Origin of the sequence: Nocardioides donggukensis (genome assembly GCF_014842875.1) — a bacterium.
GTDB lineage: Bacteria > Actinomycetota > Actinomycetes > Propionibacteriales > Nocardioidaceae > Nocardioides > Nocardioides donggukensis.
Genome location: NZ_JACYXZ010000001.1, coordinates 498184 through 524550 on the forward strand (window position 1 = coordinate 498184; position 26367 = coordinate 524550).

General features: G+C 70.5%; 37 protein-coding genes. 34 read left to right on the top strand and 3 right to left on the bottom strand.

All coding sequences use genetic code 11. The features are described 5' to 3' along the window. Positions 1 to 7: 7 nt before the first annotated feature. Together IE331_RS02435 and IE331_RS02440 are read left to right on the top strand one after the other, a co-directional pair. Positions 8 to 1498 carry an HAD hydrolase-like protein gene (locus IE331_RS02435; protein ID WP_225579332.1) on the top strand — a complete coding sequence of 497 codons (1491 nt, stop codon included), beginning with the start codon at positions 8 to 10 and terminating at the stop codon, positions 1496 to 1498. 44 nt (positions 1499 to 1542) lie between these two features. Next, positions 1543 to 1938 (top strand): cold-shock protein, encoded by a 396-nt coding sequence (locus IE331_RS02440; RefSeq protein ID WP_192140132.1) that lies wholly within the window; start codon positions 1543 to 1545, stop codon positions 1936 to 1938. Positions 1939 to 1996: 58 nt separating this feature from the next. Here IE331_RS02440 and IE331_RS02445 read toward each other — a convergent pair whose 3' ends face one another. Further along, positions 1997 to 3550 carry an MFS transporter gene (locus IE331_RS02445; RefSeq protein WP_201930936.1) on the bottom strand — a complete coding sequence of 518 codons (1554 nt, stop codon included), beginning with the start codon at positions 3548 to 3550 and terminating at the stop codon, positions 1997 to 1999. Between the two features lie 90 nt (positions 3551 to 3640). Here IE331_RS02445 and IE331_RS02450 point away from each other — a divergent pair, with 90 nt between their 5' ends. After that, the gene (locus IE331_RS02450; RefSeq protein ID WP_192141638.1) at positions 3641 to 4426 is read left to right on the top strand and encodes a DUF3027 domain-containing protein; all 786 of its coding nucleotides are present in this window, start codon (positions 3641 to 3643) and stop codon (positions 4424 to 4426) included. Between the two features lie 19 nt (positions 4427 to 4445). Here IE331_RS02450 and IE331_RS16880 read toward each other — a convergent pair whose 3' ends face one another. Then, positions 4446 to 4754 carry a DUF2530 domain-containing protein gene (locus IE331_RS16880; RefSeq protein WP_201930940.1) on the bottom strand — a complete coding sequence of 103 codons (309 nt, stop codon included), beginning with the start codon at positions 4752 to 4754 and terminating at the stop codon, positions 4446 to 4448. A gap of 100 nt (positions 4755 to 4854) precedes the next feature. Between IE331_RS16880 and IE331_RS02460 the strand changes: the two genes are divergently transcribed. After that, positions 4855 to 6351, top strand: coding sequence for an NCS2 family permease (locus IE331_RS02460; RefSeq protein WP_192140136.1), 1497 nt, complete (start codon positions 4855 to 4857; stop codon positions 6349 to 6351). 3 nt (positions 6352 to 6354) lie between these two features. Here IE331_RS02460 and IE331_RS02465 read toward each other — a convergent pair whose 3' ends face one another. Beyond that, entirely contained in the window at positions 6355 to 6882 is a 528-nt protein-coding gene (locus IE331_RS02465; RefSeq protein WP_192140137.1) for a GrpB family protein, read from the bottom strand. 67 nt (positions 6883 to 6949) lie between these two features. Between IE331_RS02465 and IE331_RS02470 the strand changes: the two genes are divergently transcribed. The 30 genes from IE331_RS02470 to rplO all read left to right on the top strand — a co-directional run bounded on the left by IE331_RS02470 (position 6950) and on the right by rplO (position 26297). Further along, a complete protein-coding gene (locus IE331_RS02470) occupies positions 6950 to 7399 on the top strand; it encodes a MarR family winged helix-turn-helix transcriptional regulator (protein ID WP_192140139.1) in 450 nt (149 codons plus the stop codon). Further along, positions 7396 to 8700, top strand: coding sequence for an MFS transporter (locus IE331_RS02475; RefSeq protein WP_192140141.1), 1305 nt, complete (start codon positions 7396 to 7398; stop codon positions 8698 to 8700). The genes IE331_RS02470 and IE331_RS02475 overlap by 4 nt, the downstream gene beginning before the upstream one ends. A 168-nt stretch (positions 8701 to 8868) precedes the next feature. Then, entirely contained in the window at positions 8869 to 9243 is a 375-nt protein-coding gene (rpsL, locus tag IE331_RS02480; RefSeq protein WP_056681807.1) for a 30S ribosomal protein S12, read from the top strand. After that, complete coding sequence (gene rpsG / locus IE331_RS02485; RefSeq protein WP_192140143.1) at positions 9243 to 9713, top strand: 30S ribosomal protein S7; 471 nt, start codon at positions 9243 to 9245, stop codon at positions 9711 to 9713. The genes rpsL and rpsG overlap by 1 nt, the downstream gene beginning before the upstream one ends. A gap of 83 nt (positions 9714 to 9796) precedes the next feature. Then, the gene (fusA, locus tag IE331_RS02490) at positions 9797 to 11908 is read left to right on the top strand and encodes an elongation factor G (protein WP_192140145.1); all 2112 of its coding nucleotides are present in this window, start codon (positions 9797 to 9799) and stop codon (positions 11906 to 11908) included. Positions 11909 to 11994: 86 nt separating this feature from the next. Further along, the gene (tuf, locus tag IE331_RS02495; protein ID WP_192140147.1) at positions 11995 to 13188 is read left to right on the top strand and encodes an elongation factor Tu; all 1194 of its coding nucleotides are present in this window, start codon (positions 11995 to 11997) and stop codon (positions 13186 to 13188) included. 108 nt (positions 13189 to 13296) lie between these two features. Then, a complete protein-coding gene (gene trmB / locus IE331_RS02500) occupies positions 13297 to 14052 on the top strand; it encodes a tRNA (guanosine(46)-N7)-methyltransferase TrmB (protein WP_192140149.1) in 756 nt (251 codons plus the stop codon). A 7-nt stretch (positions 14053 to 14059) separates the two neighbouring features. Beyond that, positions 14060 to 14437, top strand: a complete 378-nt coding sequence (locus IE331_RS02505) for a hypothetical protein (RefSeq protein WP_192140151.1) — start codon at positions 14060 to 14062, stop codon at positions 14435 to 14437. 154 nt (positions 14438 to 14591) lie between these two features. Then, positions 14592 to 16241: a S8 family serine peptidase gene (locus IE331_RS02510; RefSeq protein ID WP_201930942.1), complete on the top strand. Its 1650-nt coding sequence runs from the start codon at positions 14592 to 14594 to the stop codon at positions 16239 to 16241. Positions 16242 to 16653: 412 nt separating this feature from the next. Continuing rightward, complete coding sequence (gene rpsJ, locus IE331_RS02515) at positions 16654 to 16962, top strand: 30S ribosomal protein S10 (RefSeq protein ID WP_008360994.1); 309 nt, start codon at positions 16654 to 16656, stop codon at positions 16960 to 16962. 8 nt (positions 16963 to 16970) lie between these two features. Next, positions 16971 to 17630, top strand: a complete 660-nt coding sequence (rplC, locus tag IE331_RS02520; RefSeq protein WP_192140153.1) for a 50S ribosomal protein L3 — start codon at positions 16971 to 16973, stop codon at positions 17628 to 17630. Continuing rightward, complete coding sequence (gene rplD / locus IE331_RS02525; protein ID WP_192140155.1) at positions 17627 to 18271, top strand: 50S ribosomal protein L4; 645 nt, start codon at positions 17627 to 17629, stop codon at positions 18269 to 18271. Before rplC ends, rplD begins: the two co-directional genes overlap by 4 nt. Further along, complete coding sequence (gene rplW, locus IE331_RS02530) at positions 18268 to 18573, top strand: 50S ribosomal protein L23 (RefSeq protein ID WP_192140157.1); 306 nt, start codon at positions 18268 to 18270, stop codon at positions 18571 to 18573. The genes rplD and rplW overlap by 4 nt, the downstream gene beginning before the upstream one ends. A gap of 38 nt (positions 18574 to 18611) precedes the next feature. Continuing rightward, positions 18612 to 19448 carry a 50S ribosomal protein L2 gene (rplB, locus tag IE331_RS02535; protein ID WP_192140159.1) on the top strand — a complete coding sequence of 279 codons (837 nt, stop codon included), beginning with the start codon at positions 18612 to 18614 and terminating at the stop codon, positions 19446 to 19448. Between the two features lie 5 nt (positions 19449 to 19453). Next, positions 19454 to 19735 carry a 30S ribosomal protein S19 gene (gene rpsS, locus IE331_RS02540; RefSeq protein ID WP_192140162.1) on the top strand — a complete coding sequence of 94 codons (282 nt, stop codon included), beginning with the start codon at positions 19454 to 19456 and terminating at the stop codon, positions 19733 to 19735. Beyond that, positions 19732 to 20157 (top strand): 50S ribosomal protein L22, encoded by a 426-nt coding sequence (gene rplV / locus IE331_RS02545; protein ID WP_192140172.1) that lies wholly within the window; start codon positions 19732 to 19734, stop codon positions 20155 to 20157. The genes rpsS and rplV overlap by 4 nt, the downstream gene beginning before the upstream one ends. Beyond that, positions 20157 to 20987, top strand: coding sequence for a 30S ribosomal protein S3 (rpsC, locus tag IE331_RS02550; protein WP_192140174.1), 831 nt, complete (start codon positions 20157 to 20159; stop codon positions 20985 to 20987). The genes rplV and rpsC overlap by 1 nt, the downstream gene beginning before the upstream one ends. Before the next feature lie 5 nt (positions 20988 to 20992). Next, positions 20993 to 21412 (top strand): 50S ribosomal protein L16, encoded by a 420-nt coding sequence (rplP, locus tag IE331_RS02555; protein WP_192140176.1) that lies wholly within the window; start codon positions 20993 to 20995, stop codon positions 21410 to 21412. Continuing rightward, a complete protein-coding gene (gene rpmC, locus IE331_RS02560; RefSeq protein WP_192140178.1) occupies positions 21412 to 21684 on the top strand; it encodes a 50S ribosomal protein L29 in 273 nt (90 codons plus the stop codon). Before rplP ends, rpmC begins: the two co-directional genes overlap by 1 nt. Then, entirely contained in the window at positions 21681 to 21959 is a 279-nt protein-coding gene (gene rpsQ, locus IE331_RS02565) for a 30S ribosomal protein S17 (protein WP_192140180.1), read from the top strand. The genes rpmC and rpsQ overlap by 4 nt, the downstream gene beginning before the upstream one ends. A gap of 108 nt (positions 21960 to 22067) precedes the next feature. Further along, the gene (gene rplN, locus IE331_RS02570) at positions 22068 to 22436 is read left to right on the top strand and encodes a 50S ribosomal protein L14 (RefSeq protein ID WP_192140182.1); all 369 of its coding nucleotides are present in this window, start codon (positions 22068 to 22070) and stop codon (positions 22434 to 22436) included. 3 nt (positions 22437 to 22439) lie between these two features. Beyond that, complete coding sequence (gene rplX / locus IE331_RS02575) at positions 22440 to 22805, top strand: 50S ribosomal protein L24 (RefSeq protein ID WP_225579333.1); 366 nt, start codon at positions 22440 to 22442, stop codon at positions 22803 to 22805. 1 nt (position 22806) lies between these two features. After that, positions 22807 to 23388, top strand: a complete 582-nt coding sequence (rplE, locus tag IE331_RS02580; protein WP_318646753.1) for a 50S ribosomal protein L5 — start codon at positions 22807 to 22809, stop codon at positions 23386 to 23388. Position 23389: 1 nt separating this feature from the next. Beyond that, positions 23390 to 23575, top strand: a complete 186-nt coding sequence (locus tag IE331_RS02585) for a type Z 30S ribosomal protein S14 (protein WP_010831721.1) — start codon at positions 23390 to 23392, stop codon at positions 23573 to 23575. A gap of 86 nt (positions 23576 to 23661) precedes the next feature. Further along, positions 23662 to 24069, top strand: coding sequence for a 30S ribosomal protein S8 (gene rpsH, locus IE331_RS02590; protein WP_192140185.1), 408 nt, complete (start codon positions 23662 to 23664; stop codon positions 24067 to 24069). A gap of 28 nt (positions 24070 to 24097) precedes the next feature. Continuing rightward, entirely contained in the window at positions 24098 to 24637 is a 540-nt protein-coding gene (gene rplF / locus IE331_RS02595) for a 50S ribosomal protein L6 (protein ID WP_192140187.1), read from the top strand. 2 nt (positions 24638 to 24639) lie between these two features. After that, entirely contained in the window at positions 24640 to 25023 is a 384-nt protein-coding gene (rplR, locus tag IE331_RS02600; RefSeq protein WP_192141646.1) for a 50S ribosomal protein L18, read from the top strand. A 37-nt stretch (positions 25024 to 25060) separates the two neighbouring features. Next, complete coding sequence (rpsE, locus tag IE331_RS02605) at positions 25061 to 25657, top strand: 30S ribosomal protein S5 (RefSeq protein ID WP_192140189.1); 597 nt, start codon at positions 25061 to 25063, stop codon at positions 25655 to 25657. After that, entirely contained in the window at positions 25657 to 25857 is a 201-nt protein-coding gene (gene rpmD / locus IE331_RS02610) for a 50S ribosomal protein L30 (RefSeq protein ID WP_192140191.1), read from the top strand. Before rpsE ends, rpmD begins: the two co-directional genes overlap by 1 nt. Next, the gene (gene rplO, locus IE331_RS02615; protein ID WP_192140193.1) at positions 25854 to 26297 is read left to right on the top strand and encodes a 50S ribosomal protein L15; all 444 of its coding nucleotides are present in this window, start codon (positions 25854 to 25856) and stop codon (positions 26295 to 26297) included. Before rpmD ends, rplO begins: the two co-directional genes overlap by 4 nt. Positions 26298 to 26367 lie beyond the last annotated feature (70 nt).

Below are 26367 nucleotides of genomic sequence, written 5' to 3' on the forward strand. Positions count from 1 at the left end.
TGGCGGCATGGACCCCCTCGTGGTCGGCTTCGACCTGGACATGACGCTGATCGACACCGTGCCCGGGTTCTCCGCGACGCTGGCCGCGCTCGGCGACGAGCTGGGGGTGGCCTTCCCGGCCGAGGACCTGACCCGTCGGCTCGGCCCGCCCCTGGACCACCTGCTCGCCGACCACCTGGCACCGGAGGCGGTCGCCGGGGCCGGTGACCGGTTCCGCGAGCTCTACCGCGACCACGCGATCGCGCCCACCCCGGTGCTGGCGGGCGCCCACGAGGCGATCGCCGCGGTCCGTCGGCAGCGGGGGCGGGTGCTGCTGGTCACCGGCAAGTTCCCACGCAACGCCGGCCTCCACGTCGACCACCTGGGGCTGGACGTCGACCACGTCGAGGGCTGGGTGTGGGGGGTGGGCAAGGCCGACGTGCTGCGCGCCGAGGGGGCCTCGGTCTACGTCGGCGACCACGTCCACGACGTCGAGGGCGCCCTGGCCGCCGGCGCGACCAGCGTCTCGGTGCTCACCGGGGGCTCGACCCGGGCCGAGCTCGAGGCGGCCGGGACCCATGTCGTGCTCGACGACCTGCTGGCCTTCCCCGACTGGCTCGAGGAGCACCTGCTGACCACCCGGCTGGCCGCCCTCGAGGCCGACCTGGCCGGGCGGGAGTCGGTCCTCGTCGCCTTCTCCGGGGGCGCCGACTCGGCGCTGGTCCTCGCGGCCGCCGTGCGGGCGCTCGGGCCGGACCGGGTCGCGGCCGCGACGGCGTACTCCGACTCGCTGCCGGCCTCCGAGCGTGGCCCGGCCGCCGACTTCGCCGCCTCGCTGGGGATCCCGGTGCTCACCCCGGCCACCCGCGAGATGGAGCGCGAGGGCTACCGCGCCAACTCCGGGCAGCGCTGCTACTTCTGCAAGGCCGAGCTGCTCGACGTGCTCGGCCCGCTCGCGGAGGAGCACGGGCTCCGGCAGGTCGCGACCGGCACCAACGCCGACGACGTGGTCGCCGGCTTCCGGCCCGGCATCCGGGCGGCCGCCGAGCGGGGGGCGATCACGCCACTGGCCGACGCCGGGCTGACCAAGGCCCAGGTCCGGGAGGCCTCCCGGCGGTGGGGGCTGCCCACGTGGGCGAAGCCGGCCGCGGCCTGCCTCTCCTCACGCATCGCCTACGGCCTCGAGATCAGCCCGGCCCGCCTGGCGCGGGTGGAGCGGGCCGAGGCCGAGGTCCGCCGGGTGCTCGCCCGGCACGGCCTCGAGAGCGCCGACCTGCGGGTCCGGGACCGTGACGACCACGCCTCGGTGGAGCTGGACGCCGACCTGGTCGCCGGGGATCTGGCCGGCCGGTCGGGTGCCGGTGTGGTCGAGGAGGTCTGCGCGGCGGTGCGGGCCGCCGGCTTCGCCGAGGCCGGGCTCGACCGGCGCGGCTTCCGGTCCGGGTCGCTCAACGACGACCTGGCGCCGGACCGGGCCGACAACCCGTTGGCCGCCGCCACCGCCGCCGACATAGGCTGACCGGTCTGCACACCCGCACACGGATTCGAGAACGAGGTCGACAGGTGCCCACTGGCAAGGTGAAGTGGTACGACGCGGACAAGGGGTTCGGTTTCCTCTCCCAAGAGGACGGCCCCGATGTCTACGTGCGCGCCGAGGCGCTGCCCGACGGCGTACCCACGCTCAAGGCCGGCACCCGGGTCGAGTTCGGCATCGCACAGGGTCGCAAGGGCGACCAGGCGCTCCAGGTGCGGCTGCTCGACGCCCCCGCCTCGGTCTCGCGGAACCAGTCGAAGGCGCAGCGCAAGAAGCCCGAGGACATGGCCGGCATCGTCGAGGACCTGATCCGGCTGCTCGACGACGTGGGGGAGACCTACCGCCGTGGGCGGCACCCGGAGTCCCGCACCGCCAAGCCGACCGCCAAGCTGCTGCGCGCGCTCGCGGACGAGCTCGAGCTGTAGGAGCCCGATTCATCAGAGTCCGGGGTCTCGGAGCCCGGGCGGTCGGAGTCCGGGCGGCTCAGGCGTGGTGCCAGGGCATGCCGCCGGGGGCGGTGCGGGGCCGCGGTGGCCGGCCGGGCCGGTAGGAGAGCACGAACACCGCCCAGGCGGCGAGCGCCACAAAGGCCACGCCCAGGCCGAGGTGCGGGTTCAGCGGCAGCGCGATGCCCACGAAGCCCCCGACCACCCACGCCAGCTGGAGCATCGTGTCCGAGCGCGCGAAGGCGCTGGTCTGCACCCGGTCGTGCACGTGCCTTTGGATCGTGGAGTCCAGGGACAGCTTGGCCAGTGACTGGGCCAGCCCCGCGGTGAGGCCGAGCAGGGCCAGCGGCACCAGGCCGTAGAAGACCGCCGCCAGCAGCGCCATGGTGGCGTCGGCGAGCAGCACCAGGACCACCGTGATCGCCGGGTTGACCGACTTCAGCAGCGAGGCGAGCGCGATGCCGAGGGTGTTGCCGAGCCCGGCCGCGCCGATGACCAGCCCGAGCAGCAGCTCCGGCCGGTCCTCCCAGCCGTCGATCGGGTTCTCCCGCAGCAGGAACGCCATGAACATCGTGAGGAAGCCGGACAGGAACCGGGGGCCGCAGTTGGCCCGGAGCGCGAAGGCGACCGGGCTGGGGATCCGCAGCCCCGGCCGGGACGTGCCGCGTGCGCTCGGGCCGCCCATGAGCTCGAGCCGGGCCTCGCCGGCGGCGGAGTCGACCTTGGCCGGCAGCAGGATGGCCAGCACGGTCGCGGCGGCGAAGACCAGGAACCCGTAGCGCAGCGACCAGGACGGGCCGATGGTCGCCAGCAGCCCGGCGATGGGGGCGGACACGGCGGCTCCGACGACGCCGGCGAGCGAGATCCGGGCGTTCGCCTTGACCAGTGTGATGCCGGGCGGCACCAGCCGGGGGGCGGCGGCCGCCTTCGTCACGCCGTACGCCTTCGAGGAGACCAGCACGCCGAGCGCGGCCGGGAACAGCCACGTCGAGTCGGTGGCGACCGCCGCCGCCAGGGCGAGGCAGAGCAGGGCCCGGATCGCCATCGTGGAGCCGATCGCCCAGCGGCGGCCGTGGCTGAAGCGGTCCAGGAACGGGCCGATGAGCGGCGCCACGATCGCGAACGGGAGCATCGTCAGGCCGAGGAACAGGGCCACCTGCCCCCGGGCCTCGCCGGTGGGCACCTGGAAGAACAGGGTGCCGGCCAGGGATATCGCCACCGCGGTGTCGCCGGCGGCGTTGAAGGCGTGCAGCTCGATCAGGCGGTACATCCCGGAGGCCCCGGCGCCCTCCGCGTGCGAGGCCCGCCGCGCCACCCGGTACGTCGCCCGGCTGGCGCGGGCCGTGCCACGGGCCATGGCCTTGGCGCCGGTGGCACTCGCCTTGGCGCTCGCCCTGGCCATCTTGGCGGCGGCCTCACCGGTCCGCGCGGCGGCCTCGCCGGACCGCGCGGAAGCCTCGCCGGGCCGTGCGGAGGCGTCGTCGGTCCGCGCGGAAGCGTCGCCGGGCCGCGCCGAGGCCGGGTCCGGCGGAGGCCCGGCGAGCCCGTCCGGGGCGCCCGGGTCGCCGTCCGGGGGTGGGCTGCCGGTCATGTGGCCATCCTGCCCGCTGACCGGCGCCGGGCGCAGGCGACCCCCCGGGCGAGACAGGAACCCTCCGCATGGGACACAATCACGCACGTGATGGCCAGCACCCGCACCAAGCCCGACGCCACCCTTGTCCGAGCGGTGGACGAGGCCCGGGACGCCCTCGCCGCCCAGGTCGGCGCGGGGGACGTCGGCGACCACCTCGGGCACGACGTCGAGGACGAGCGGGCGGTCAGCCACTACTTCACCTGCGCCCGGGCCGGCTACCGCGGCTGGCGCTGGGCGGTCACGGTCGCCCGGGCGCCGCGCCAGAAGCACGTCACGGTGGACGAGATCGTGCTGCTCCCCGGCCCCGACTCCATCGTCGCCCCCGAGTGGGTGCCGTGGAAGGAGCGCCTGCAGCCGGGGGACCTCTCCCCGGGCGACCTGCTCCCGGTCGAGGACGACGACCCGCGCCTGGTGCCGACCTACACCTTCGGTGACGACGGCGACGACCCGCTGCTGAGCGACGAGGACCGCGCCCAGGTCCGCGCCGTCGCCCGCGAGCTGGGCCTGGGCCGGGTCCGGACGCTCTCCGTCGAGGGCCGCGACGACGCCGCCGAGCGCTGGTACGACGGCGACGGCGGCCCGGCCGCCCCCATCGCGCAGTCCGCCCCCGCGTCCTGCACGACCTGCGGCTTCCTGGTCCGGATCGCCGGTCCGCTCGGGGAGATGTTCGGCGTCTGCGCGAACGGCAACGCCAACGACGACGGCCGGGTGGTCTCCTTCGACCACGGCTGCGGTGCCCACTCCGAGGTCCAGCTGGCGAAGAAGCACCAGCCGGTGCCGCTGCCGGACCCGGTCTTCGACACGCTCGCCACCGACGAGCTGGAGTCGTTCTAGCCGGCTGGCCTTCCGGCGCTCAGCCGCGCCGGCGCGGCGGGGCCCCGCCGTCCCGGCGCTCCCGCGCGGCCGCCCGCATGCGGCGCCGCCGGCGGCAGTACTCCAGGCCGAACAGGCCGAGGCCGAAGCCGGCCAGGCAGGTCCACACCCACCAGCCGCGACCGTCCGCCTCGAGCCGGCCGTAGAACGGCAGCAGCGCCAGGAAGGCGACCAGCCACAGCACCGACCCGACCTCGAGCGTGCGCACCCCGTCGACGTCGAGCGGCTCGACGTCCGCGACGATGTAGGTGCGGTTCCCGATCTCGTGCGTCTTCGGCTGGTCCTCCACGGGGGCAAGCCTAGTCGGCGCCCGGGTCGGGGCGGTCCCGCACGGTGGGAGGCCGACCGGCGGGGGTGCGCGGGACCCGTGCGTCTGCAACCATGCGCCCGTGAGCGAGACGAGTGACACCACACGGTCCGGGTCCGGCGAGGCGAGGAGCGCTCGGCGCAGCGGCCTGGACGGCTTCTTCGCCATCACCGAGCGTGGCTCCACGATCACCCGCGAGGTGCGCGGCGGCGTGGTCACCTTCTTCACGATGGCCTACATCGTGGTGCTCAACCCGCTGATCCTCGGCTTCGCCGCCGACGCCGACGGCAACTACCTCGGCGGCGGGCCCGGTGACGGCTCCAACCTGGCCGCGATCGCCGCCGGTACCGCGCTCGTGGCCGGCGTCCTGACCATCCTCATGGGCGTGGTCGCCAACTACCCGCTGGCCCTGGCCACCGGCCTGGGACTGAACGCCTTCGTCGCGTTCGCGATCGCCAGCCAGATGTCGTGGGCCGATGCGATGGGGCTGGTCGTCCTCGAGGGCCTGGTGATCCTCGTGCTGGTCCTCACCGGCTTCCGCAAGGCCGTGTTCCACGCCGTCCCCGCGCAGCTCAAGATCGCGATCTCCGTGGGGATCGGCCTGTTCATCGCCCTGATCGGCTTCGTCGACGCCGGCTTCGTCCAGCGGATCCCCGACGCCGCGGGCACCACGGTGCCGGTCCAGCTCGGCTCGGCCGGCACCCTGTCCGGGTGGCCGGTCCTGGTCTTCGCGGTCGGCCTCGCGCTCGTCGTCGTCCTGTGGGTGCGCCGGGTCCGCGGCGCCATCCTGATCGCGATCACCGCCTCGACGCTGGTCGCGGTGGTCCTCGAGGCCGTGCTCGAGCTCGGCTCGATCACCCAGAACGCCGGTGGCTGGGCGCTCACCGTGCCGGCGCTGCCCGACGACGTGCTCGACCTGCCGGACTTCGGGACGCTCGGCGAGTTCTCACTGCTCGGGTCGTTCGAGTCGGTCGGCGTGGTCGCCGCGCTGCTGCTGGTGTTCACGCTGCTGCTCGCGGACTTCTTCGACACGATGGGCACGATGACCGCGATCGGCGCCGAGGCCGGCCTGCTGGACGAGGAGGGCACCCCGCCCAACTCCCAGCGGATCCTGGTCGTCGACTCGCTGGCCGCGGCGGCCGGCGGTGCGGCGGGGGTGTCGTCGAACACCTCCTACATCGAGTCCGCCTCCGGCGTCGGCGAGGGGGCCCGCACCGGTCTGGCCTCGGTGGTCACCGGCGTGCTGTTCCTGCTCACGATCTTCCTCGCCCCGCTGGTGGCGGTGATCCCGTCCGAGGCGGCGGTCCCCGCGCTCGTGCTGGTCGGCTTCCTGATGATGCAGCAGGTCACCGGCATCGCCTGGGACGACGTCGAGATCGCGATCCCGGCGTTCCTGACGATCGTGCTGATGCCGTTCACGTACTCGATCACCGTCGGCATCGGCGCCGGCTTCCTCGCCTTCGTGCTGATCAAGCTGGTGGTCGGCAAGGTCCGCGAGGTGCACCCCCTGATGTGGGTGGTCGCGGCCCTGTTCGTGGCCTACTTCGCCATCGACCCGATCACCCGCTGGCTCACCTGACCCTCACGGCGGGGGCGGCTCGGCGCGGGTCATGATCTCGGCCACCACCGCGGTCTTGGTGTCGGCGTAGTCCTGGACCGTCGGCCAGGTCCGCTCCGCGAGGCCGCGCTTGACCCGCGCGTAGAGCGCCCGGTCGCCCGGGTCGTCCCGCAGTCGGTCCCGGAAGGCCAGCATCCGCGCCACCTCCGGGCAGCCGGTGCCGAAGACGTGCAGGTTCACCCGCGGTGCCGTGCGCTTGAGCAGCCGGTGCTCGAACCACTCCGGCTCGCGGTGCGAGAGTGCGAGCCCGACCCGGACCAGCGCCGGGACGTACGCCGCCTCGTCGGCGGGGTCGTCGACGACCAGGACCAGGTCGAGCACCGGCTTGGCGACCAGCCCCGGGACCGACGTCGAGCCCACGTGGTGGACCTCGGCGCCGACGAGTGCCGCCCGGATCCGGTCCCGCTCGCGGGCGAAGGCGGCCGGCCAGTCCTCGTCGTACGGCACGAGGGCCACCTCGGAGCCCGGCCCCGGCGGCAGCAGCTGTTCCACGCGGTCATGCTAGCCGTCACCCACCCCGGGGAATAGTTAGCACAGGTAATGACTTATGCTAACTATCATGACTCCCACCGTCGAGAAGATCGCCCGCACCGACGCCGGCCTGGCGTCGGTCCTGCGGGTCTCGGTCGCCCGGCTGGGCCGTCGGCTGCGCACCGAGCAGGACCCGGCCGTCGACCTCAGCGTGGCCGCCTTCTCGGTCCTCGGCGCCCTCGCCCGCGAGGGCGAGCTGACGGTCGGGCAGCTGGCGACGCACGAGCGGGTCCAGCCCCCGTCCATGACGAGGACCGTGAACTGCCTGGTCGAGGACGGCTTCGTCGTCCGCCGGCCCCACGAGACCGACGGCCGGCAGGTGCTGGTCGCGCTCTCCGGGGCCGGCCGGGACGCGATCGCCCGGGAGCGTCGTCGTCGCGACGCCTGGCTGGTGCACCGGCTCCGCGAGCTGACCCCCGAGGAGCGGGAGGTGCTGCGCACCGCGGCGCCCCTGCTGGAGAGGCTGTCCTCGGCTTGAGTCCCACCTTCCGGGCGCTCGCGAACCGCAACTACCGCCTGTACGCCGCGGGCGGCGTCGTCTCCAACACCGGCACCTGGATGCAGCGGGTCGCCCAGGACTGGATGGTCCTGCAGCTGACCGCGAACAGCGGCACCGCGATTGGGATCACGACCGGCCTGCAGTTCCTGCCCTTCCTCGTGCTCTCGCCCGTGGCCGGCCTGGTTGCCGACCGGGTCCCCAAACAGCGGCTGCTGCAGGTCACCAACCTGATGATGGCGGTCCCGGCCCTCGTGCTGGGCCTGCTCGCGGTCACCGGCACCGCCCAGATCTGGCACGTCTACGTCCTCGCGCTGCTGCTCGGCACCGGGGCCGCCTTCGACGCCCCGGCCCGCCAGTCGTTCGTCTCCGAGCTGGTCGACCCCGCGGAGCTGACCAATGCGGTCGGCCTGAACTCGGCCAGCTTCAACGCCGCCCGGATCGTCGGCCCGGCGGCGGCCGGGCTGCTGATCGCCGGTCTCGGCGGCGGCGTCGAGGCCACCGGCTGGGTGGTGCTGGCCAACGCGCTCAGCTACTCCGCCCCGATCCTGGCCCTCCAGAAGCTGGACCGCTCGGCCCTCGACCCGGCCGTCGTGGTGGCCCGCACCCCGGGGATGATCCGGGAGGGCGTCCGCTACGTCCGGAACCGGCCCGACCTGATGATGGTGCTCGCCGTCGTCTTCTGCGCGGGCACGTTCGGCCTGAACTTCCAGATGACCTCCGCGCTGATGGCCACCGAGGTGTTCGAGAAGGGCGCCACCGAGTACGGCCTGCTCGGCACGTTCATGGCGGTCGGCTCGCTGACCGGCTCGCTGCTCGCCGCCCGACGGGAGCGGGTCCGGCACCGGCTGATCGTCGGGGCCGCGGTGCTGTTCGGGCTGACCGAGATCGTCGCCGGCCTGGCGCCGTCGTACCTCGTCTTCGCCCTGGTCATCCCGCTCGTCGGCCTCAGCGCGCTGACGATGATCACCGCCGCCAACGCCTTCGTGCAGCTGCACACCGACGCCGGGATGCGGGGTCGGGTGATGGCGCTCTACCTGATGATCTTCATGGGCGGCACGCCGGCCGGCGCCCCCTTCGTGGGCTGGATCGGCGAGACCTTCGGTGCCCGCTGGACCCTGCTCGGGGGAGGGGCCCTGACGATCCTCGGGACGCTGCTCGCGGCGGGGTTGTTCTGGAGGCACGAACGGGGCCAGGGGCGCGTTTTGACCCCCGTCGGGTGGCCGGGTAGATTGACTCCTCGTGTCTGGGACAACCAGGCCGTTGCGCGTGCTCGAAAATAGGCGCCTCGCCGGGCGGTCACCGTCTCCGGCGATGGGCGCAGGGCGACACTCCCGACCGCGGGGGTGCTGCGCGACGAGGTTGCACCAGCACCACCCAGACACCACAGCAGATCATCGTTCCCGGCAGAGTGCCGGGTCCTGAGAGAGAACAAGAAGGGGAACCACCCGGTGCCCACCATTCAGCAGTTGGTCCGCAAGGGCCGCCAGGACAAGGTGTCGAAGAACAAGACGCCTGCCCTCAAGGGTTCGCCCCAGCGACGCGGTGTGTGCACCCGCGTCTACACCACCACCCCGAAGAAGCCGAACTCCGCCCTGCGCAAGGTCGCCCGCGTGCGCCTGTCCAGCGGCGTCGAGGTCACGGCGTACATCCCGGGTGTGGGGCACAACCTCCAGGAGCACTCGATCGTGCTCGTCCGTGGTGGGCGTGTGAAGGACCTCCCCGGTGTTCGCTACAAGATCATCCGCGGGTCCCTCGACACCCAGGGTGTGAAGAACCGCAAGCAGGCTCGTAGCCGCTACGGCGCGAAGAAGGAGAAGAGCTGATGCCGCGCAAGGGTCCCGCTCCGAAGCGGCCGATCGACGTCGATCCGGTCTACGGCTCCCCGCTGGTCTCCCAGCTGGTCAGCAAGGTCCTGGTCGACGGCAAGAAGCAGGTCGCCCAGCGGATCGTGTACGGCGCCCTCGAGGGCTGCCGCGAGAAGACCGGCACCGACCCGGTCGTCACGCTCAAGCGTGCGCTCGACAACGTCAAGCCCGCCCTGGAGGTCAAGTCCCGCCGCGTCGGCGGTGCGACCTACCAGGTCCCGATCGAGGTCAAGGGCACCCGCGGCACCACGCTCGCGCTGCGCTGGCTGGTCGGCTACGCCGCGGACCGTCGTGAGAAGACGATGTCCGAGCGGCTGATGAACGAGGTCCTCGACGCCAGCAACGGCCTGGGTGCCGCTGTGAAGAAGCGCGAGGACACGCACAAGATGGCCGAGTCCAACAAGGCCTTCGCCCACTACCGCTGGTGAGGCCGGTGCGACCGGGACGCCGACGGTGTCCCGGTCCCACCCCCACCCGCAATCCACCAACTTTGTAAGGAACGCGACTCACAGTGGCTGTCGACATCACCACGGACCTGCACAAGGTCCGCAACATCGGCATCATGGCGCACATCGACGCCGGCAAGACCACCACCACCGAGCGGATCCTGTTCTACACCGGCATCTCGTACAAGATCGGTGAGGTCCACGACGGCGCTGCCACGATGGACTGGATGGAGCAGGAGCAGGAGCGCGGCATCACGATCACCTCCGCCGCGACCACCTGCTGGTGGAAGGACCACCAGGTCAACATCATCGACACCCCCGGGCACGTCGACTTCACCGCCGAGGTCGAGCGCTCGCTGCGCGTCCTCGACGGCGCGGTCGCGGTGTTCGACGGCGTGGCCGGCGTCGAGCCGCAGACGATGACGGTGTGGCGCCAGGCGAACAAGTACTCCGTCCCCCGGATGTGCTTCGTCAACAAGCTCGACCGCACCGGGGCGGACTTCTTCCGCTGCGTCGACATGATGGTCGAGCGCCTCAACTCCACCCCGCTGGTCCTGCAGCTCCCGATCGGTGCCGAGGCCGACTTCCTCGGCGTCGTCGACCTGGTCGGCATGCGTGCCCTGACCTGGCGCGGCGAGACCAAGATCGGTGAGGACTACGACATCGAGGAGATCCCGGCCGAGCTCGCCGAGCAGGCCGCGGAGTACCGCGAGAAGCTCCTGGAGACGCTGGCCGAGGCCGACGACGCCGTGATGGAGAAGTACCTCGAGGAGGGCGAGTTCTCCGTCGAGGAGCTCGAGGCCGCGATCCGTCGCGCCACCCTGGCCGACAAGCTGAACCCGGTCCTGTGCGGCACCGCGTTCAAGAACAAGGGCGTCCAGCCCCTGCTCGACGCGGTCGTGAAGTACCTCCCCTCGCCGCTCGACGTGGACGCCATCGTCGGCCACGCGGTCAACGACGAGGAGGAGGAGATCCTCCGCAAGCCCTCCGACAGCGAGCCGTTCGCGGGCCTGGCCTACAAGATCGCCTCCGACCCGCACCTCGGCAAGCTGATCTACGTGCGCGTCTACTCCGGCAAGCTGGAGGCGGGCACGAGCGTGCTGAACTCGGTCACCGGCCGCAAGGAGCGGATCGGCAAGGTCTACCAGATGCACGCCAACAAGCGTGAGGAGATCGCGTCGGTCGGCGCCGGCCAGATCGTGGCCGTGATGGGCCTCAAGGAGACCAAGACCGGGCACACCCTGTGCGACTCCTCGAAGCCGGTCGTGCTCGAGTCGATGTCGTTCCCGGCCCCGGTGATCGAGGTCGCCATCGAGCCGAAGACCAAGGGTGACCAGGAGAAGCTCTCCATGGCCATCCAGCGGCTCTCCGACGAGGACCCGACGTTCACCGTCAAGTCCGACGAGGAGACCGGTCAGACGATCATCGCCGGCATGGGCGAGCTGCACCTCGACATCCTCGTGGACCGCATGCGTCGCGAGTTCCGGGTCGAGGCCACCGTCGGCAAGCCGCAGGTCGCCTACCGCGAGACGCTCCGCAAGGAGATCACCGGTCACAGCTACACGCACAAGAAGCAGACCGGTGGCTCCGGCCAGTTCGCCAAGGTCGTCGTCGACCTCGGACCCAACATCGACCCGGAGACCGGTGTCGGCGGCGGCTACGAGTTCGTCAACAAGGTGACCGGCGGCCGGGTGCCGAAGGAGTACATCCCCTCGGTGGACCAGGGCGGCCAGGACGGCATGGAGTTCGGCGTGCTCGCCGGGTACCCCATGGTCGACGTGAAGTTCACGCTGCAGGACGGCGCGTACCACGACGTGGACTCCTCCGAGCTCGCGTTCAAGATCGCCGGCAACCAGGCCTTCAAGGAGGCCGCCCGCATGGCGAAGCCGGTCCTGCTCGAGCCCATGTTCGCGGTCGAGGTCACCACCCCGGACGACTACCTGGGCGACGTGATCGGCGACATCAACAGCCGTCGCGGGCAGGTGCAGAGCATGGAGGAGCGTCACGGCGACCGGGTGGTCAACGCCCTCGTGCCGCTCTCCGAGATGTTCGGGTACGTTGGCGACCTGAGGTCCAAGACCTCCGGTCAGGCGTCGTACTCGATGGAGTTCGACTCGTACGCCGAGGTTCCCCAGAACGTCGCCGACGAGATCATCAAGAAGGTCCGCGGCGAGTAGTCATCCGACCCAGGCGCGAGCCCTCGGCGCAGCAGTAACCCAACCAGCACGAGTCAAAGAAACACACAACCCAGGAGGAGCCCCCAGTGGCTAAGGCGAAGTTCGAGCGGACCAAGCCGCACATCAACATCGGCACCATCGGTCACATCGACCATGGCAAGACGACGCTGACCGCGGCGATCACCAAGGTGCTGCACGACAAGCACCCGGACCTGAACCCGTTCACGCCGTTCGATGAGATCGACAAGGCTCCCGAGGAGCGTCAGCGCGGCATCACGATCTCGATCGCGCACGTGGAGTACCAGACGGAGAACCGTCACTACGCCCACGTCGACTGCCCGGGTCACGCGGACTACATCAAGAACATGATCACCGGTGCCGCGCAGATGGACGGCGCGATCCTGGTCGTGGCCGCGACCGACGGTCCCATGCCGCAGACCCGCGAGCACGTGCTGCTCGCCCGCCAGGTCGGCGTGCCGGCCCTGGTCGTGGCGCTCAACAAGTGCGACATGGTCGACGACGAGGAGCTCATCGAGCTCGTCGAGATGGAGGTGCGCGAGCTCCTCTCCGAGTACGAGTTCGCCGGCGACGACATCCCCGTCGTCCGGGTGGCCGCGTTCCCGGCCCTCAACGGGGACGCCAAGTGGGGCGACTCGATCGCCGAGCTCATGACGGCCGTCGACGAGTGGATCCCGCAGCCCGAGCGCGACACCGACAAGCCGTTCCTCATGCCCGTCGAGGACGTCTTCACGATCACCGGTCGTGGCACCGTGATCACCGGTCGCATCGAGCGCGGCATCGTCAAGGTCAACGAGGAGGTCGAGATCGTCGGCATCCGCGAGAAGGCCCAGAAGTCGACCGTGACCGGCGTCGAGATGTTCCGCAAGCTGCTCGACGAGGGCCAGGCCGGCGAGAACGTCGGGCTGCTCCTGCGTGGCACCAAGCGCGAGGACGTCGAGCGCGGCATGGTCGTCATCAAGCCGGGCACCACGACCCCGCACACCAACTTCGAGGCGAGCGTCTACATCCTCTCGAAGGAGGAGGGCGGCCGTCACACGCCGTTCTTCAACAACTACCGCCCGCAGTTCTACTTCCGCACCACGGACGTGACCGGCGTCGTGACCCTCCCCGAGGGCACCGAGATGGTCATGCCGGGTGACAACACGGAGATGGCCGTCGAGCTGATCCAGCCGATCGCCATGGACGAGGGCCTGCGGTTCGCGATCCGCGAGGGTGGCCGCACCGTCGGCGCCGGCCGGGTCACCAAGATCACCAAGTGATCGACTGATCCACCAGCAGAGAGGCCCCGTCTCCCTCCCGGGAGGCGGGGCCTCTTCGCGCCTCGGCGCGGACCGGAGATCCCCAGCGAGATGGAAGAGAATGGCGGCATGAACGAGGTACGACCGGCGCGGCCGCACCAGCGGCTCACCGAGGACGGCCGGCGGATGCGCGAGGTGCTGAGCTACTCGCGCCGGGGCAGCCGGTTCACGCCGCGCCAGCAGGAGGGGTGGGACGCCCACGCCCACCGGCTGGTCATCCCGGACGACGCCGTCGAAGACCCCGACTTCCGGCTGGCCGAGCAGTTCGGGGGTCCGGACCACCCCGGGTACGCCGACGGCCGGCGCCCGCTGATCGTGGAGATCGGCTGCGGCATCGGCGAGGCCACCGTCGCCCTGGCCGCGACCCGACCCGGGGCCGACATCCTCGGCCTGGAGGTCTGGCGCCCCGGCATCGCCGACTGCGTCGGTCGGCTGGGGGAGGCCGGCCTGACGAACGTCCGCATGTGTGGCGTGGACGCGATCTGGTCGCTCGAGCACCTCGTCGGCGAGGGCGAGCTGGACGAGGTGTGGACGTTCTTCCCCGACCCCTGGCCCAAGACCAGGCACCACAAGCGTCGGCTGGTGACCCAGGACAACGCCCGGCTGATCGCCTCCCGCCTCCGGGTGGGCGGCCGGTGGCGTCTGGCCACCGACTGGGCCCACTACGCCGAGCAGATGCGCGCCGTGCTGGACGCCGAGCCGCGCCTTGAGGGCGGCGTCGTGGAGCGCTGGTCCGAGCGTCCGGTGACCCGCTTCGAGCGCAAGGGCGTCGAGGCCGGACGGGCGATCACCGACCTGTGCTACCGCCGGGTCGACGGGGGGTGAGGGGCCGATGGCCGGCTACCTGATCGGGCTCGGGATCCTGGCGTTCGCGACCTGGCGGCTGCGCTCGCACCGGACCCCTCCCGGTGCCGTCGAGTTCACGGGCACCGTCCTCGAGGAGCTCTCGCGCAGGTCGACCCAGACCGGGAGGAACAGCCGGACCTACGCGCCCCGTGTGGCGTACCGGCACCCCCTCACCGGGGTGGAGGCCGTGCTCGAGCCGACGAGGTTCGGCCAGCACCGGTTCACGGCGGGCGAGTCCACGGCACTGGTCTACGACCCAGCCCGGGACCGGGTGTTCCGGCCGCTTGACCGTCCGGTGCGGGAGACGACGGTGCTGGTCCTCCTGGGCGTCGGCTTCATCGTCGCCCAGCTCCTTGCCCGCTGAGGTCGGACCCCGGCGTCGGAACGAGGGTTTTCCCGCTACCCCCACCCGCATCGCCGCTGACACGCTCGGGCGCAGGTGGCCATCGGTCACCCCGCCGCCGGTTCTCGGGCGGTGTCAGGCCGGGCCCACAGGCCCGTAGGGAGGAGCACAGGTGTTGAGGAAGTCGGTAGCGGGATTGGTGGCCCTGGCCGCCGCGGTGTTCGGCATGAGCGCCGGCACGGTCACATCGGCGACGGGGGCTCCGGACGAGCAGCCGGCGCCGCTGGTCACGGCGGACCGTGCGATCGCCGGGCAGTACATCGTCATGCTCGAGCGCGGCAACGGCGCCGCCGCCACCCGCGCCGCCGCGGACCGGGCCCGGGGCCACGGTGCCCGGGTGGAGCGGACGTTCCGCGGGCTGGGCGGCTACGCCGCTCGGCTCGACGCCGACCAGCTCGCGAAGGTGCGCCGCGACCCGAAGGTGGCCTACGTCGAGCAGGACCAGCTGATGGAGACGGTGGACACCCAGAGCAACGCGACCTGGGGCCTGGACCGGATCGACCAGCGGGACCGCCCGCTCTCGGGGACCTACACCTACTCCGCGACCGGGCAGGGCGTGAACGCCTACGTCATCGACACCGGGCTGAACGCCTCCCACCAGGAGTTCTCCGGCCGGGTGGCGTCCGGCTACACCGCGATCAGCGACGGTCGCGGGACCGGCGACTGCCACGGGCACGGGACGCACGTGGCCGGCACCGTCGCCGGGACGACGTACGGCGTCGCGAAGAAGGCGACCGTGATCCCGGTCCGGGTCCTCGACTGCCAGGGCAGCGGCTCCAACTCCGGCGTCATCGCCGGGATGGACTGGGTCGCGACCCGCACCGGCTCCGCGCCGAAGGTGGCCAACATGAGCCTCGGCGGCGGCGCCAGCACCGCCACGGACGACGCCGTGAGCCGGATGGTCAACGCCGGGGTCACGGTCGCGGTGGCGGCCGGCAACGAGAACCAGAACGCCTGCAACGTCTCGCCGGCCCGGGCCGCGTCGGCCATCACCGTCGCGTCCTCCACGAGCACCGACGCCCGCTCGAGCTTCTCCAACTGGGGCTCGTGCGTCGACCTGTTCGCGCCCGGCAGCAGCATCACGTCGGCCTGGATCGGCTCCGGCTCGGCCACGAACACGATCTCGGGCACGTCGATGGCCTCCCCGCACGTCGCCGGCGCGGCGGCGCTGTACCTCCAGGGCAACCCCGGTGCCAGCCCGACGACCGTCACGAACGCCCTGACCGGCAAGGCCAGCACCGGCAAGATCAGCGACGTCAAGGGCTCGCCGAACCGGCTCCTCTTCACCGACCCCACCGGCGGCGGCACCCCTCCGCCCACCGGCGGTGAGCTGGTCACGAACGGGGACTTCGAGTCCGGCGCGACCGGCTGGAGCGGCGACACCGGCACGATCACCACCTCGGGGTACGCCGCGGCGTCGGGCACCCGGAAGGTCTGGCTCAACGGCTACGGCAACACCTCCACCGAGCAGGTCAACCAGTCGGTCTCGATCCCGTCCGGCACCGGCCCGGCGACGCTGACCTTCAAGCTCCGGATCGACTCCGCCGAGTCCGGCTCGACCGCCTACGACCGGCTGCGGGTCTACGTCGGCTCGACGGTGGTCGGGACCTGGTCCAACGTGGACGAGACCTCCGGCTACGTGACCCGGACGATCGACCTCTCGGCGTACAAGGGCCAGACGGTGAACCTGAAGTTCAGCGGCACCGAGGACTACTACCTGCAGACCTCGTTCCTCATCGACGACGTCTCGGTGCTGGCCTCCTGACGGACCCTCCCCACGCCGCGCCGCCCGGGTCTCCCGGGCGGCGCGGTGGCGTCTGCGGAAGCGATTTGGTGTCCGGCGGGGGGATCTGCCAAGATGGTCAGGTTGCTCCGGCGGGTTGCCGGGGTGTGGCACACCTTGACTACTGAATCGCGTCTCCATCGATCTGCGTTCTGTGTCGTCGTGCGGCTGCACCGAACCTGGAGACCCGATCAGCCCGACGAACCGTCGGGCGCCACCAACTACACGCAGGATCCGGTGTCGTGTTGCGCCCACCCAGGCCGACACGCCCGACCGCGGGGGTCGGACAGTGGTGGGGCACGGGCGGGGCGGCTTCACCCGGAGCCGCGTCGGGAAATGAAGGCACGCGGTGCCGGGCCAGGCCCGGTACTAGAGATAAGGACGAGAGAGACCTATGGCGGGACAGAAGATCCGCATCAGGCTCAAGGCCTATGACCACGAGGTGATCGACACCTCGGCGCGCAAGATCGTGGACACCGTCACCCGTACGGGTGCGAAGGTCGCCGGCCCCGTGCCGCTGCCGACCGAGAAGAACGTGTACTGCGTCATCCGCTCGCCCCACAAGTACAAGGACTCCCGCGAGCACTTCGAGATGCGCACCCACAAGCGCCTCATCGACATCATTGACCCCACGCCGAAGACCGTCGACTCGCTCATGCGTCTCGACCTGCCTGCCGGCGTCGACATCGAGATCAAGCTCTGAGGTCGGTCATGACTACTGAACACAACGTGAAGGGGCTGCTGGGCACCAAGCTCGGCATGACCCAGACCTGGGACGAGAACAACCGGATCGTCCCCATCACCGTGGTCGCCGCGGGCACCAACGTCATCACGCAGGTCCGCCAGCCCGAGACCGACGGCTACAACGCCATCCAGGTCGGCTTCGGCGAGATCGAGGGCCGCAAGGTCACCAAGCCGCGGGCGGGTCACTTCACCCGCGCCGGCGTGACCCCGCGTCGCCACGTCGTGGAGATCCGCACCGCCGACGCCGCGTCGTACTCGATCGGCCAAGAGCTCAGCCCCGAGCTGTTCGCCGCCGGCGAGGCGCTCGACGTCACCGGCACCAGCAAGGGCAAGGGCTTCGCCGGCGTCATGAAGCGGCACGGGTTCCACGGTGTCAGCGCCTCGCACGGTGCGCACCGCAACCACCGCAAGCCCGGCTCGATCGGCGCCTGCGCGACCCCGGGCCGCGTCTTCAAGGGCATGCGCATGGCCGGCCGGATGGGTGGCGACACCGTCACCACCCAGAACGTCACCGTGCACGCCGTCGACGCCGAGAAGGGTCTGATCCTGCTCAAGGGCGCCGTCCCCGGCCCCAAGGGCGGGCTCGTCGTCCTGCGCACGGCCGTCAAGAAGGAGGTCGCCCAGTGAGCGCCAAGACCGTGAAGGTTGACTTCCCCGCCGAGATCTTCGACGTGGCCGTCAACGTCCCGCTGATCCACCAGGTCGTCGTCGCCCAGCAGGCGGCCGCCCGGCAGGGCACCCACGCCACCAAGACCCGCGGCGAGGTCCGCGGCGGTGGCCGCAAGCCCTACAAGCAGAAGGGCACCGGCCGCGCCCGCCAGGGCTCGACCCGCTCGCCGCAGTTCGCCGGCGGTGGCACCGTCCACGGCCCGCAGCCGCGCGACTACGACCAGCGCACGCCCAAGAAGATGAAGGCCGCCGCCCTCAAGGGCGCGCTGTCGGACCGGGCCCGCAACGGCCGGATCCACGTCGTGGAGTCCCTCGTGGAGGGCGACGTGCCCTCGACCCGGGGCGCGCTCTCGGCGCTGTCCGGCCTCGGCCAGGACACCGGCCGTCGGCGCCAGTTCCTGGTCGTGCTCGAGCGTGGCGACAACCTGACCTGGCTCTCCCTGCGCAACGCGGGGAACGTCCACATCGTCGCCGTCGACCAGCTCAACACCTACGACGTGCTGCACTCCGACGACGTGGTGTTCAGCCGGGCGGCGTACGAGAAGTTCGTCGGCACCGCCCCGAAGGGCACGCCGGCCACCGAGGAGGCTGCCAAGTGAGCACGCTGCACAAGGACCACCGCGACGTCCTGATCGCGCCGGTCGTGTCCGAGAAGAGCTACGGCCTGCTCGACGCGAACAAGTACACCTTCATCGTGCGCCCGGACGCCAACAAGACCGAGATCAAGATCGCGGTCGAGAAGGTGTTCGACGTGAAGGTGACGTCGGTGAACACCATCAACCGTCAGGGCAAGACGCGTCGCACGCGCTTCGGCATGGGCAAGCGCCCGGACACCAAGCGCGCGATCGTCAGCCTCGCCGAGGGCCACCGCATCGACATCTTCGGAGGCCCGGTCTCCTGACCGGGTGCCTGAACGACTAGGACTGAGGAACTCTTCTCATGGCTATCCGCAAGTACAAGCCGACCACGCCGGGCCGTCGCGGCTCGTCGGTCGCTGACTTCGTCGAGGTCACCCGGTCGACGCCGGAGAAGTCGCTGACGCGTCCGCTGCCCAAGAAGGGCGGCCGCAACAACCAGGGCCGGATCACCACCCGGCACCAGGGTGGCGGTCACAAGCGGGCCTACCGCATCATCGACTTCCGCCGCTACGACAAGGACGGGGTGCCGGCGAAGGTCGCGCACATCGAGTACGACCCGAACCGCACCGCGCGGATCGCGCTGCTGCACTACGCCGACGGCGAGAAGCGCTACATCATCGCGCCGCGCGGCCTGGTGCAGGGCACCGCGGTCGAGTCCGGTGTCGGCGCCGACATCAAGCCCGGCAACAACCTGCCGCTGCGCAACATCCCGGTCGGCTCGACGATCCACTGCGTCGAGCTCCGTCCGGGTGGCGGCGCCAAGATCGCCCGCTCGGCCGGCAACTCCGCCCAGCTCGTCGCCAAGGAGGGCTCGCGCGCCACGCTGCGCATGCCGTCCGGCGAGATGCGGTTCGTCGACGTGCGATGCCGCGCCACCCTCGGCGAGGTCGGCAACGCCGAGCAGTCCAACATCAACTGGGGCAAGGCCGGCCGCATGCGCTGGAAGGGCAAGCGCCCGACCGTCCGCGGTGTGGTCATGAACCCGGTCGACCACCCGCACGGCGGTGGCGAGGGCAAGACCTCGGGTGGTCGTCACCCGGTGTCCCCCTGGGGTCAGCCGGAGGGACGCACGCGCAAGCGCAAGTCCAGCGATGCCCAGATCATCCGTCGCCGCAAGACCGGCAAGGGTAGGAAGTAAACGACATGCCTCGCAGCCTGAAGAAGGGCCCCTTCATCGACGACCACCTGAGCAAGAAGGTGGACGCGGAGAACGAGAAGGGCAGCCACAACGTGATCAAGACCTGGTCGCGCCGCTCGATGATCGTGCCCGACATGATCGGTCACACCATCGCGGTGCACGACGGTCGCAAGCACGTTCCCGTGTTCGTGACCGACGCCATGGTCGGCCACAAGCTCGGTGAATTCGCCCCCACCCGCACCTACCGCGGGCACGTGAAGGAAGACCGGAAGGGACGACGTCGATGAGTGTTACTGAGCGCAGGCGCACCAGCGCCCGTCGCGAGTCGCTGCTCGGTGACCAGCCGGGTGCCTTCGCGAGCGCGCGTTTCGTGCGGATCACCCCGATGAAGGCCCGCCGTGTCGTCGACATGGTCCGCGGCCTGCCCGTCGAGGACGCCCTCGCCCTGCTGCAGTTCGCGCCGCAGGCCGCTGCCGAGACCGTCTACAAGGTCGTCGAGAGCGCCGTCGCGAACGCCGAGACCACCGAGAGCCTGGACGCGTCCTCGCTGGTCGTCTCGGTCGCGCGGGTCGACGAGGGCCCCACGATGAAGCGCTGGCGCCCCCGGGCCCAGGGCCGGGCCACCCGCATCAACAAGCGCACCAGCCACATCACGATCGCTGTGCAGCCGGCTGACGTGTCGCCCGCGAAGAAGGGAAGGACTGCCTGATGGGGCAGAAGATCAACCCGAACGGGTTCCGCCTGGGTATCTCGACCGACCACAAGAGCCGGTGGTACGCCGACAAGCTGTACAAGGCGTACGTCGGTGAGGACGTCGCGATCCGCAAGCTCCTGTCCAAGGGCATGGAGCGCGCCGGCATCGCCAAGGTCGAGATCGAGCGCACCCGCGACCGGGTCCGTGTCGACATCCACACCGCCCGTCCGGGCATCGTCATCGGTCGCCGTGGCGCCGAGGCGGACCGGATCCGTGGCGAGCTCGAGAAGCTCACCGGCAAGCAGGTCCAGCTGAACATCCTCGAGGTCAAGAGCCCCGAGGTCGAGGCCCAGCTGGTCGCCCAGGGCGTGGCCGAGCAGCTCGCCGGCCGGGTGCAGTTCCGCCGGGCGATGCGCAAGGCGATCCAGACCTCCATGCGCTCCGGCGCCAAGGGGATCCGGATCCAGTGCTCCGGCCGGCTCAACGGCGCCGAGATGTCGCGCACCGAGTTCTACCGCGAGGGCCGGGTGCCGCTGCACACGCTCCGCGCGGACATCGACTACGGGTTCTACGAGGCCCGCACGACCTTCGGCCGCATCGGCGTGAAGGTCTGGATCTACAAGGGCGAGGTCGCGGGCACCCGCGCCGAGCGCGAGGCCCAGGCCGCTGCCCGGGCCGGCGCGCCCGGTCGCGGCCGGCCCTCCCGCGGCGGCGAGCGTCCCGGCCGCGGGTCCCGCGGCGACCGCCCGTCGCGCGCCGACCGGGGCACCGCCCCCGAGCCGGCCACCGCCGAGGCGCCCGCGAGCACCGGCGCCGAGGCGCCGAGCACCGGACAGGAGGGCTGAGCACCATGTTGATGCCCCGACGCGTCAAGCACCGCAAGCAGCACCACCCCAAGCGGACCGGTGCGGCCAAGGGTGGCACCCACCTCGCCTTCGGCGAGTACGGGATCCAGGCCATCGAGGGTCACTACGTGACGAACCGGCAGATCGAGTCGGCTCGTATCGCCATGACCCGGCACATCAAGCGCGGCGGCAAGGTGTGGATCAACATCTACCCCGACCGCCCGCTGACCAAGAAGCCCGCCGAGACCCGCATGGGTTCCGGCAAGGGCTCCCCCGAGTGGTGGGTTGCCAACGTGAAGCCCGGCCGCATCATGTTCGAACTCTCCGGCGTTCCGGATGACATTGCTCGCGAGGCCATGCGCCGCGCGATGCACAAGCTTCCGATGAAGTGCCGCTTCGTCTCCCGCGAGGCAGGTGAATTCTGATGAGCGCCAAGACCAGCACCGCGCACGAGCTCGACCAGCTCACTGAGGTGGACCTCGAGGCCAAGCTGCGTGAGGCCAAGGAGGAGCTGTTCAACCTCCGGTTCCAGGCCGCCACCGGCCAGCTGGAGAGCCACGGCCGGCTCCGCACGGTCAAGAAGGACATTGCCCGGATCTACACCGTGGTGCGCGAGCGCGAGCTCGGCATCCGGGCCACTCCGGGCGCCGACACCGACGACGCCGACGAGGCCACGGAGAAGGGTGGCGCCGCATGAGCGAGCCGACCGATGTGACGAACGAGCGCACCGCGCGCAAGGTCCGCGAGGGCCTGGTCGTCAGCGACAAGATGGACAAGACCGTGGTCGTGTCCGTCGAGGACCGCGTCAAGCACGCGCTGTACGGCAAGGTCCTGCGCCGCAACAGCAAGCTCAAGGCGCACGACGAGGCCAACGAGTGCGGCATCGGCGACCGGGTCCAGATCATGGAGACCCGACCGCTGTCCGCGACCAAGCGCTGGCGCGTGGTCTCGGTCGTCGAGAAGGCCAAGTGACGGCCCCGTCCGCCACACCCACGTTCTAGTTCAATTCAAGTTCGGCAAGGCTCGCCGGCCGCCCCGCGGGGCACGGCGAGAACCGGCTCGACAACCAGGAGATAACCGATGATCCAGCAGGAGTCGCGACTCAAGGTCGCCGACAACACCGGTGCGAAGGAGATCCTCTGCATCCGTGTTCTTGGCGGTTCGGGTCGGCGCTACGCCGGTATCGGCGACGTCGTCGTAGCCACCGTGAAGGACGCGATCCCCGGTGGCAACGTCAAGAAGGGTGACGTCGTCAAGGCCGTCGTCGTGCGGACCGTGAAGGAGCGCCGTCGTCCCGACGGCTCCTACATCCGCTTCGACGAGAACGCCGCAGTGATCCTCAAGAACGACGGCGAGCCGCGAGGCACCCGCATCTTCGGCCCGGTGGGCCGCGAGCTGCGCGAGAAGAAGTTCATGAAGATCATCTCGCTCGCACCGGAGGTGCTCTGAGCCATGGCGAAGAAGAACGTGAACATCAAGAAGGGTGACACCGTCAAGGTGATCGCCGGCAAGGACAAGGGCGCCGAGGGCAAGGTGATCTCCGTGCTGCGCGAGCAGGACCGGGTGATCGTCGAGGGCGTCAACCGCGTCAAGAAGCACGAGAAGGCCGTCAACCAGGGCGGCCGCGCCGGCAACACCGGCGGCATCGTGACCACGGAGGCCGCCATCCACGTCTCGAACGTGATGCTGGTCGACGGTGACGGCGTGACCCGGGTCGGGTTCCGCCGCGACGAGGTGACCAAGCGTCGTACCGACGGCTCCGAGTACACCGCCCAGCGCAGCGTCCGCGTGGCGCGCACCTCGGGCAAGGAGATCTGAGATGACCGAGACCATCGACAAGGGCACCGAGCGCACGATGCCCCGGTTCAAGCAGCGCTACCGGGAGGAGATCATCCCGGCGCTGCAGTCCGAGTTCGAGATCGCGAACGTGATGCAGGTCCCCGGCCTGACCAAGATCGTGGTCAACATGGGCGTCGGCGAGGCGGCTCGCGACTCCAAGCTGATCGAGGGCGCCGTCCGCGACCTCACCGCGATCACCGGCCAGAAGCCCCAGGTCACGAAGGCCCGCAAGTCCATCGCGCAGTTCAAGCTGCGTGAGGGCATGCCGATCGGTGCGCACGTCACACTGCGCGGCGACCGGATGTGGGAGTTCCTCGACCGGCTGCTGTCGCTCGCGCTGCCCCGCATCCGCGACTTCCGCGGCCTCAACGGCAAGCAGTTCGACGGCCGGGGGAACTACACCTTCGGTCTGACCGAGCAGGTCATGTTCCACGAGATCGACCAGGACAAGATCGACCGGTCCCGGGGCATGGACATCACCATCGTGACCACGGCCACGAACGACGACGAGGGTCGGGCGCTGCTCAAGCAGCTCGGCTTCCCGTTCAAGGAAGGCAACTGACATGGCGAAGACTTCACTGAAGGTCAAGGCCGCCCGCAAGCCGAAGTTCGCTGTCCGCGGCTACACCCGCTGCCAGCGCTGCGGACGGCCCAAGGCCGTCTACCGCAAGTTCGGCCTGTGCCGCATCTGCCTGCGGGAAATGGCGCACCGTGGCGAGCTGCCCGGCGTGACCAAGTCCAGCTGGTGACCTCGCAACTCGACTCCATCAACGATCGCTGAAGGTCGGCCCGCGCACGGCGGGTCGAAACCACGGTGGGAAAGGGCCATTCGGCCATGACGATGACTGACCCGATCGCAGACATGCTCACGCGTCTGCGCAACGCCAACCAGGCGTACCACGACTCGGTGGCGATGCCGTACAGCAAGCTCAAGGCTGGCGTCGCCGAGATCCTCAAGCAGGAGGGCTACATCACGTCGTTCGACGTGGCGGAGCCGTCCGAGGGCGAGGTCGGCAAGACCCTGTCGATCACGCTCAAGTACGGCCGCAACCGGGAGCGCTCCATCGCGGGCGTCCGCCGGATCAGCAAGCCCGGCCTGCGGGTCTACGCCAAGCACACGGGCCTGCCCAAGGTGCTCGGCGGCCTCGGCATCGCGGTCATCTCGACCAGCCAAGGCCTGCTGACCGACCGCCAGGCAAACCAGAAGGGCGTGGGTGGGGAAGTCCTCGCCTACGTCTGGTAACGACGAGACCAGAAGGAGAACGCAAAGCATGTCGCGCATTGGCAAGCTCCCCATCGTGGTCCCGTCGGGTGTCGACGTGTCCATCGACGAGCGCCTCGTGACGGTCAAGGGCCCCAAGGGCACGCTGAGCCACACGGTGGCCGCCCCGATCACGGTCGACCGCAACGAGGACGCCCTCGAGGTCAAGCGGCCCGACGACGAGCGCGAGAGCCGCTCGCTCCACGGCCTGACCCGAACCCTGATCAACAACATGGTCGTCGGTGTGACCGACGGCTACGAGAAGAAGCTCGAGATCGTCGGAGTCGGCTACCGGGTCCTCTCGAAGGGCCCGACCCAGCTCGAGTTCCAGCTGGGCTACTCCCACTCCATCACGTTCAACGCTCCCGAGGGCATCACGTTCAGCGTGGACGGCCCGACGAAGCTGGGCGTGCAGGGCATCGACAAGCAGCTCGTCGGTGAGGTCGCGGCCAACATCCGCAAGCTGCGCAAGCCCGAGCCCTACAAGGGCAAGGGCGTTCGCTACGCGGGTGAGCACATCCGCCGCAAGGTCGGAAAGGCTGGTAAGTGACCATGGCGATCTCGCTCAAGCACAACAAGCACACCGCTGCTCGCACCGCGTCGCGTCTGCGTCGTCAGGTCCGGGGCCGCAAGCGGATCACCGGCACCGCGGAGCGTCCGCGCCTCGTCGTGACCCGGTCCAGCAAGCACATCGGGGTCCAGGTCGTCGACGACCTGACCGGGCGGACGCTCGCGGCCGCCTCCACGATGGAGCAGGACCTGCGCGCCCTCGACGGTGACAAGACCGCCAAGGCCAAGCGCGTCGGCGAACTGGTCGCCGAGCGCGCGAAGGCGGAGGGCGTGGACACGGTCACCTTCGACCGTGCCGGCAACAGGTATCACGGCCGCGTCGCGGCCCTGGCTGACGCCGCCCGCGAGGGCGGACTGACGTTCTGATCGCGAAGACGAGCAAGAGAGAGAAGAGGAAAGTCTGATGAGCGGAGCCCAGCGCGGACAGCGCGCCGGCGGCGACCGTCGCGGAGGCCGTGACGACCGTCGTGGAGGAGCTGCCGACAAGACCGCCTACATCGAGCGTGTCGTCGCGATCAACCGAGTCGCCAAGGTCGTCAAGGGTGGTCGACGCTTCAGCTTCACCGCCCTGGTGATCGTCGGCGACGGCGAAGGCATGGTCGGTGTCGGCTACGGCAAGGCCAAGGAGGTGCCCTCGGCGATCGCCAAGGGTGTCGAGGAGGCGAAGAAGCACTTCTTCCGCGTCCCTCGCATCCAGGGCACGATCCCGCACCCGGTCACGGGCGAGAAGGCGGCCGGTGTCGTGCTGCTGCGCCCGGCGGCCCCCGGTACCGGTGTCATCGCCGGTGGTCCGGTGCGTGCGGTGCTCGAGTGCGCCGGCATCCACGACGTCCTGAGCAAGTCGCTCGGGTCGTCCAACCAGATCAACATCGTCCACGCGACCGTCGAGGCGCTGCGGATGCTGGAGGAGCCCGAGGCAGTCGCGGCCCGTCGCGGCCTGCCGGTGGAGGACGTCGCCCCGGCGGCCCTGCTGAGGGCTCGGGCGGAGGTGACCTCCTGATGGCACAGCTCCAGGTCCAGCAGCACCGATCCACGATCGGCTGCAAGCCCAACCAGCGGGAGACCCTGCGCACGCTCGGTCTCAAGCGCATCGGCGACGTGGTCGTCAAGGAGGACCGCCCGGAGATCCGGGGCATGGTCCACGCCGTCCGTCACCTGGTGACGGTCTCGGTGATCGACGGGGAGGTCGACGCGAAATGACACTCAAGCTGCATCACCTGCGTCCCGCCCAGGGCGCCAAGACCGCGAAGACCCGTGTGGGTCGCGGTGAGGCGTCGAAGGGCAAGACGGCCGGTCGCGGCACCAAGGGCACCAAGGCCCGCTACCAGGTGCCGGCCCGCTTCGAGGGTGGCCAGATGCCGCTGCACATGCGGCTGCCGAAGCTCAAGGGGTTCAGGAACCCGTTCAAGGTCGAGTTCCAGGTCGTGAACCTGGACCGCCTGGGCTCGCTGTTCCCCGAGGGCGGAACCGTCGGGGTCGAGGAGCTGGTCGCGCGCGGCGCGGTCCGCGACTCACAGCCCGTGAAGGTGCTCGGTCAGGGCGAGATCTCGGTGGCGGTCCAGGTGAGCGCGCACGCGTTCTCCGCTTCCGCCAAGGAGAAGATCGAGGCCGCAGGCGGCACCGTGACGGTGCTTTCCTGACGCCAGTCAGACCATGCGAGGGGCCCGGATCCGTCCGGCGCCCCTCGCCCTGTCTCACCCGAAGGCCTCC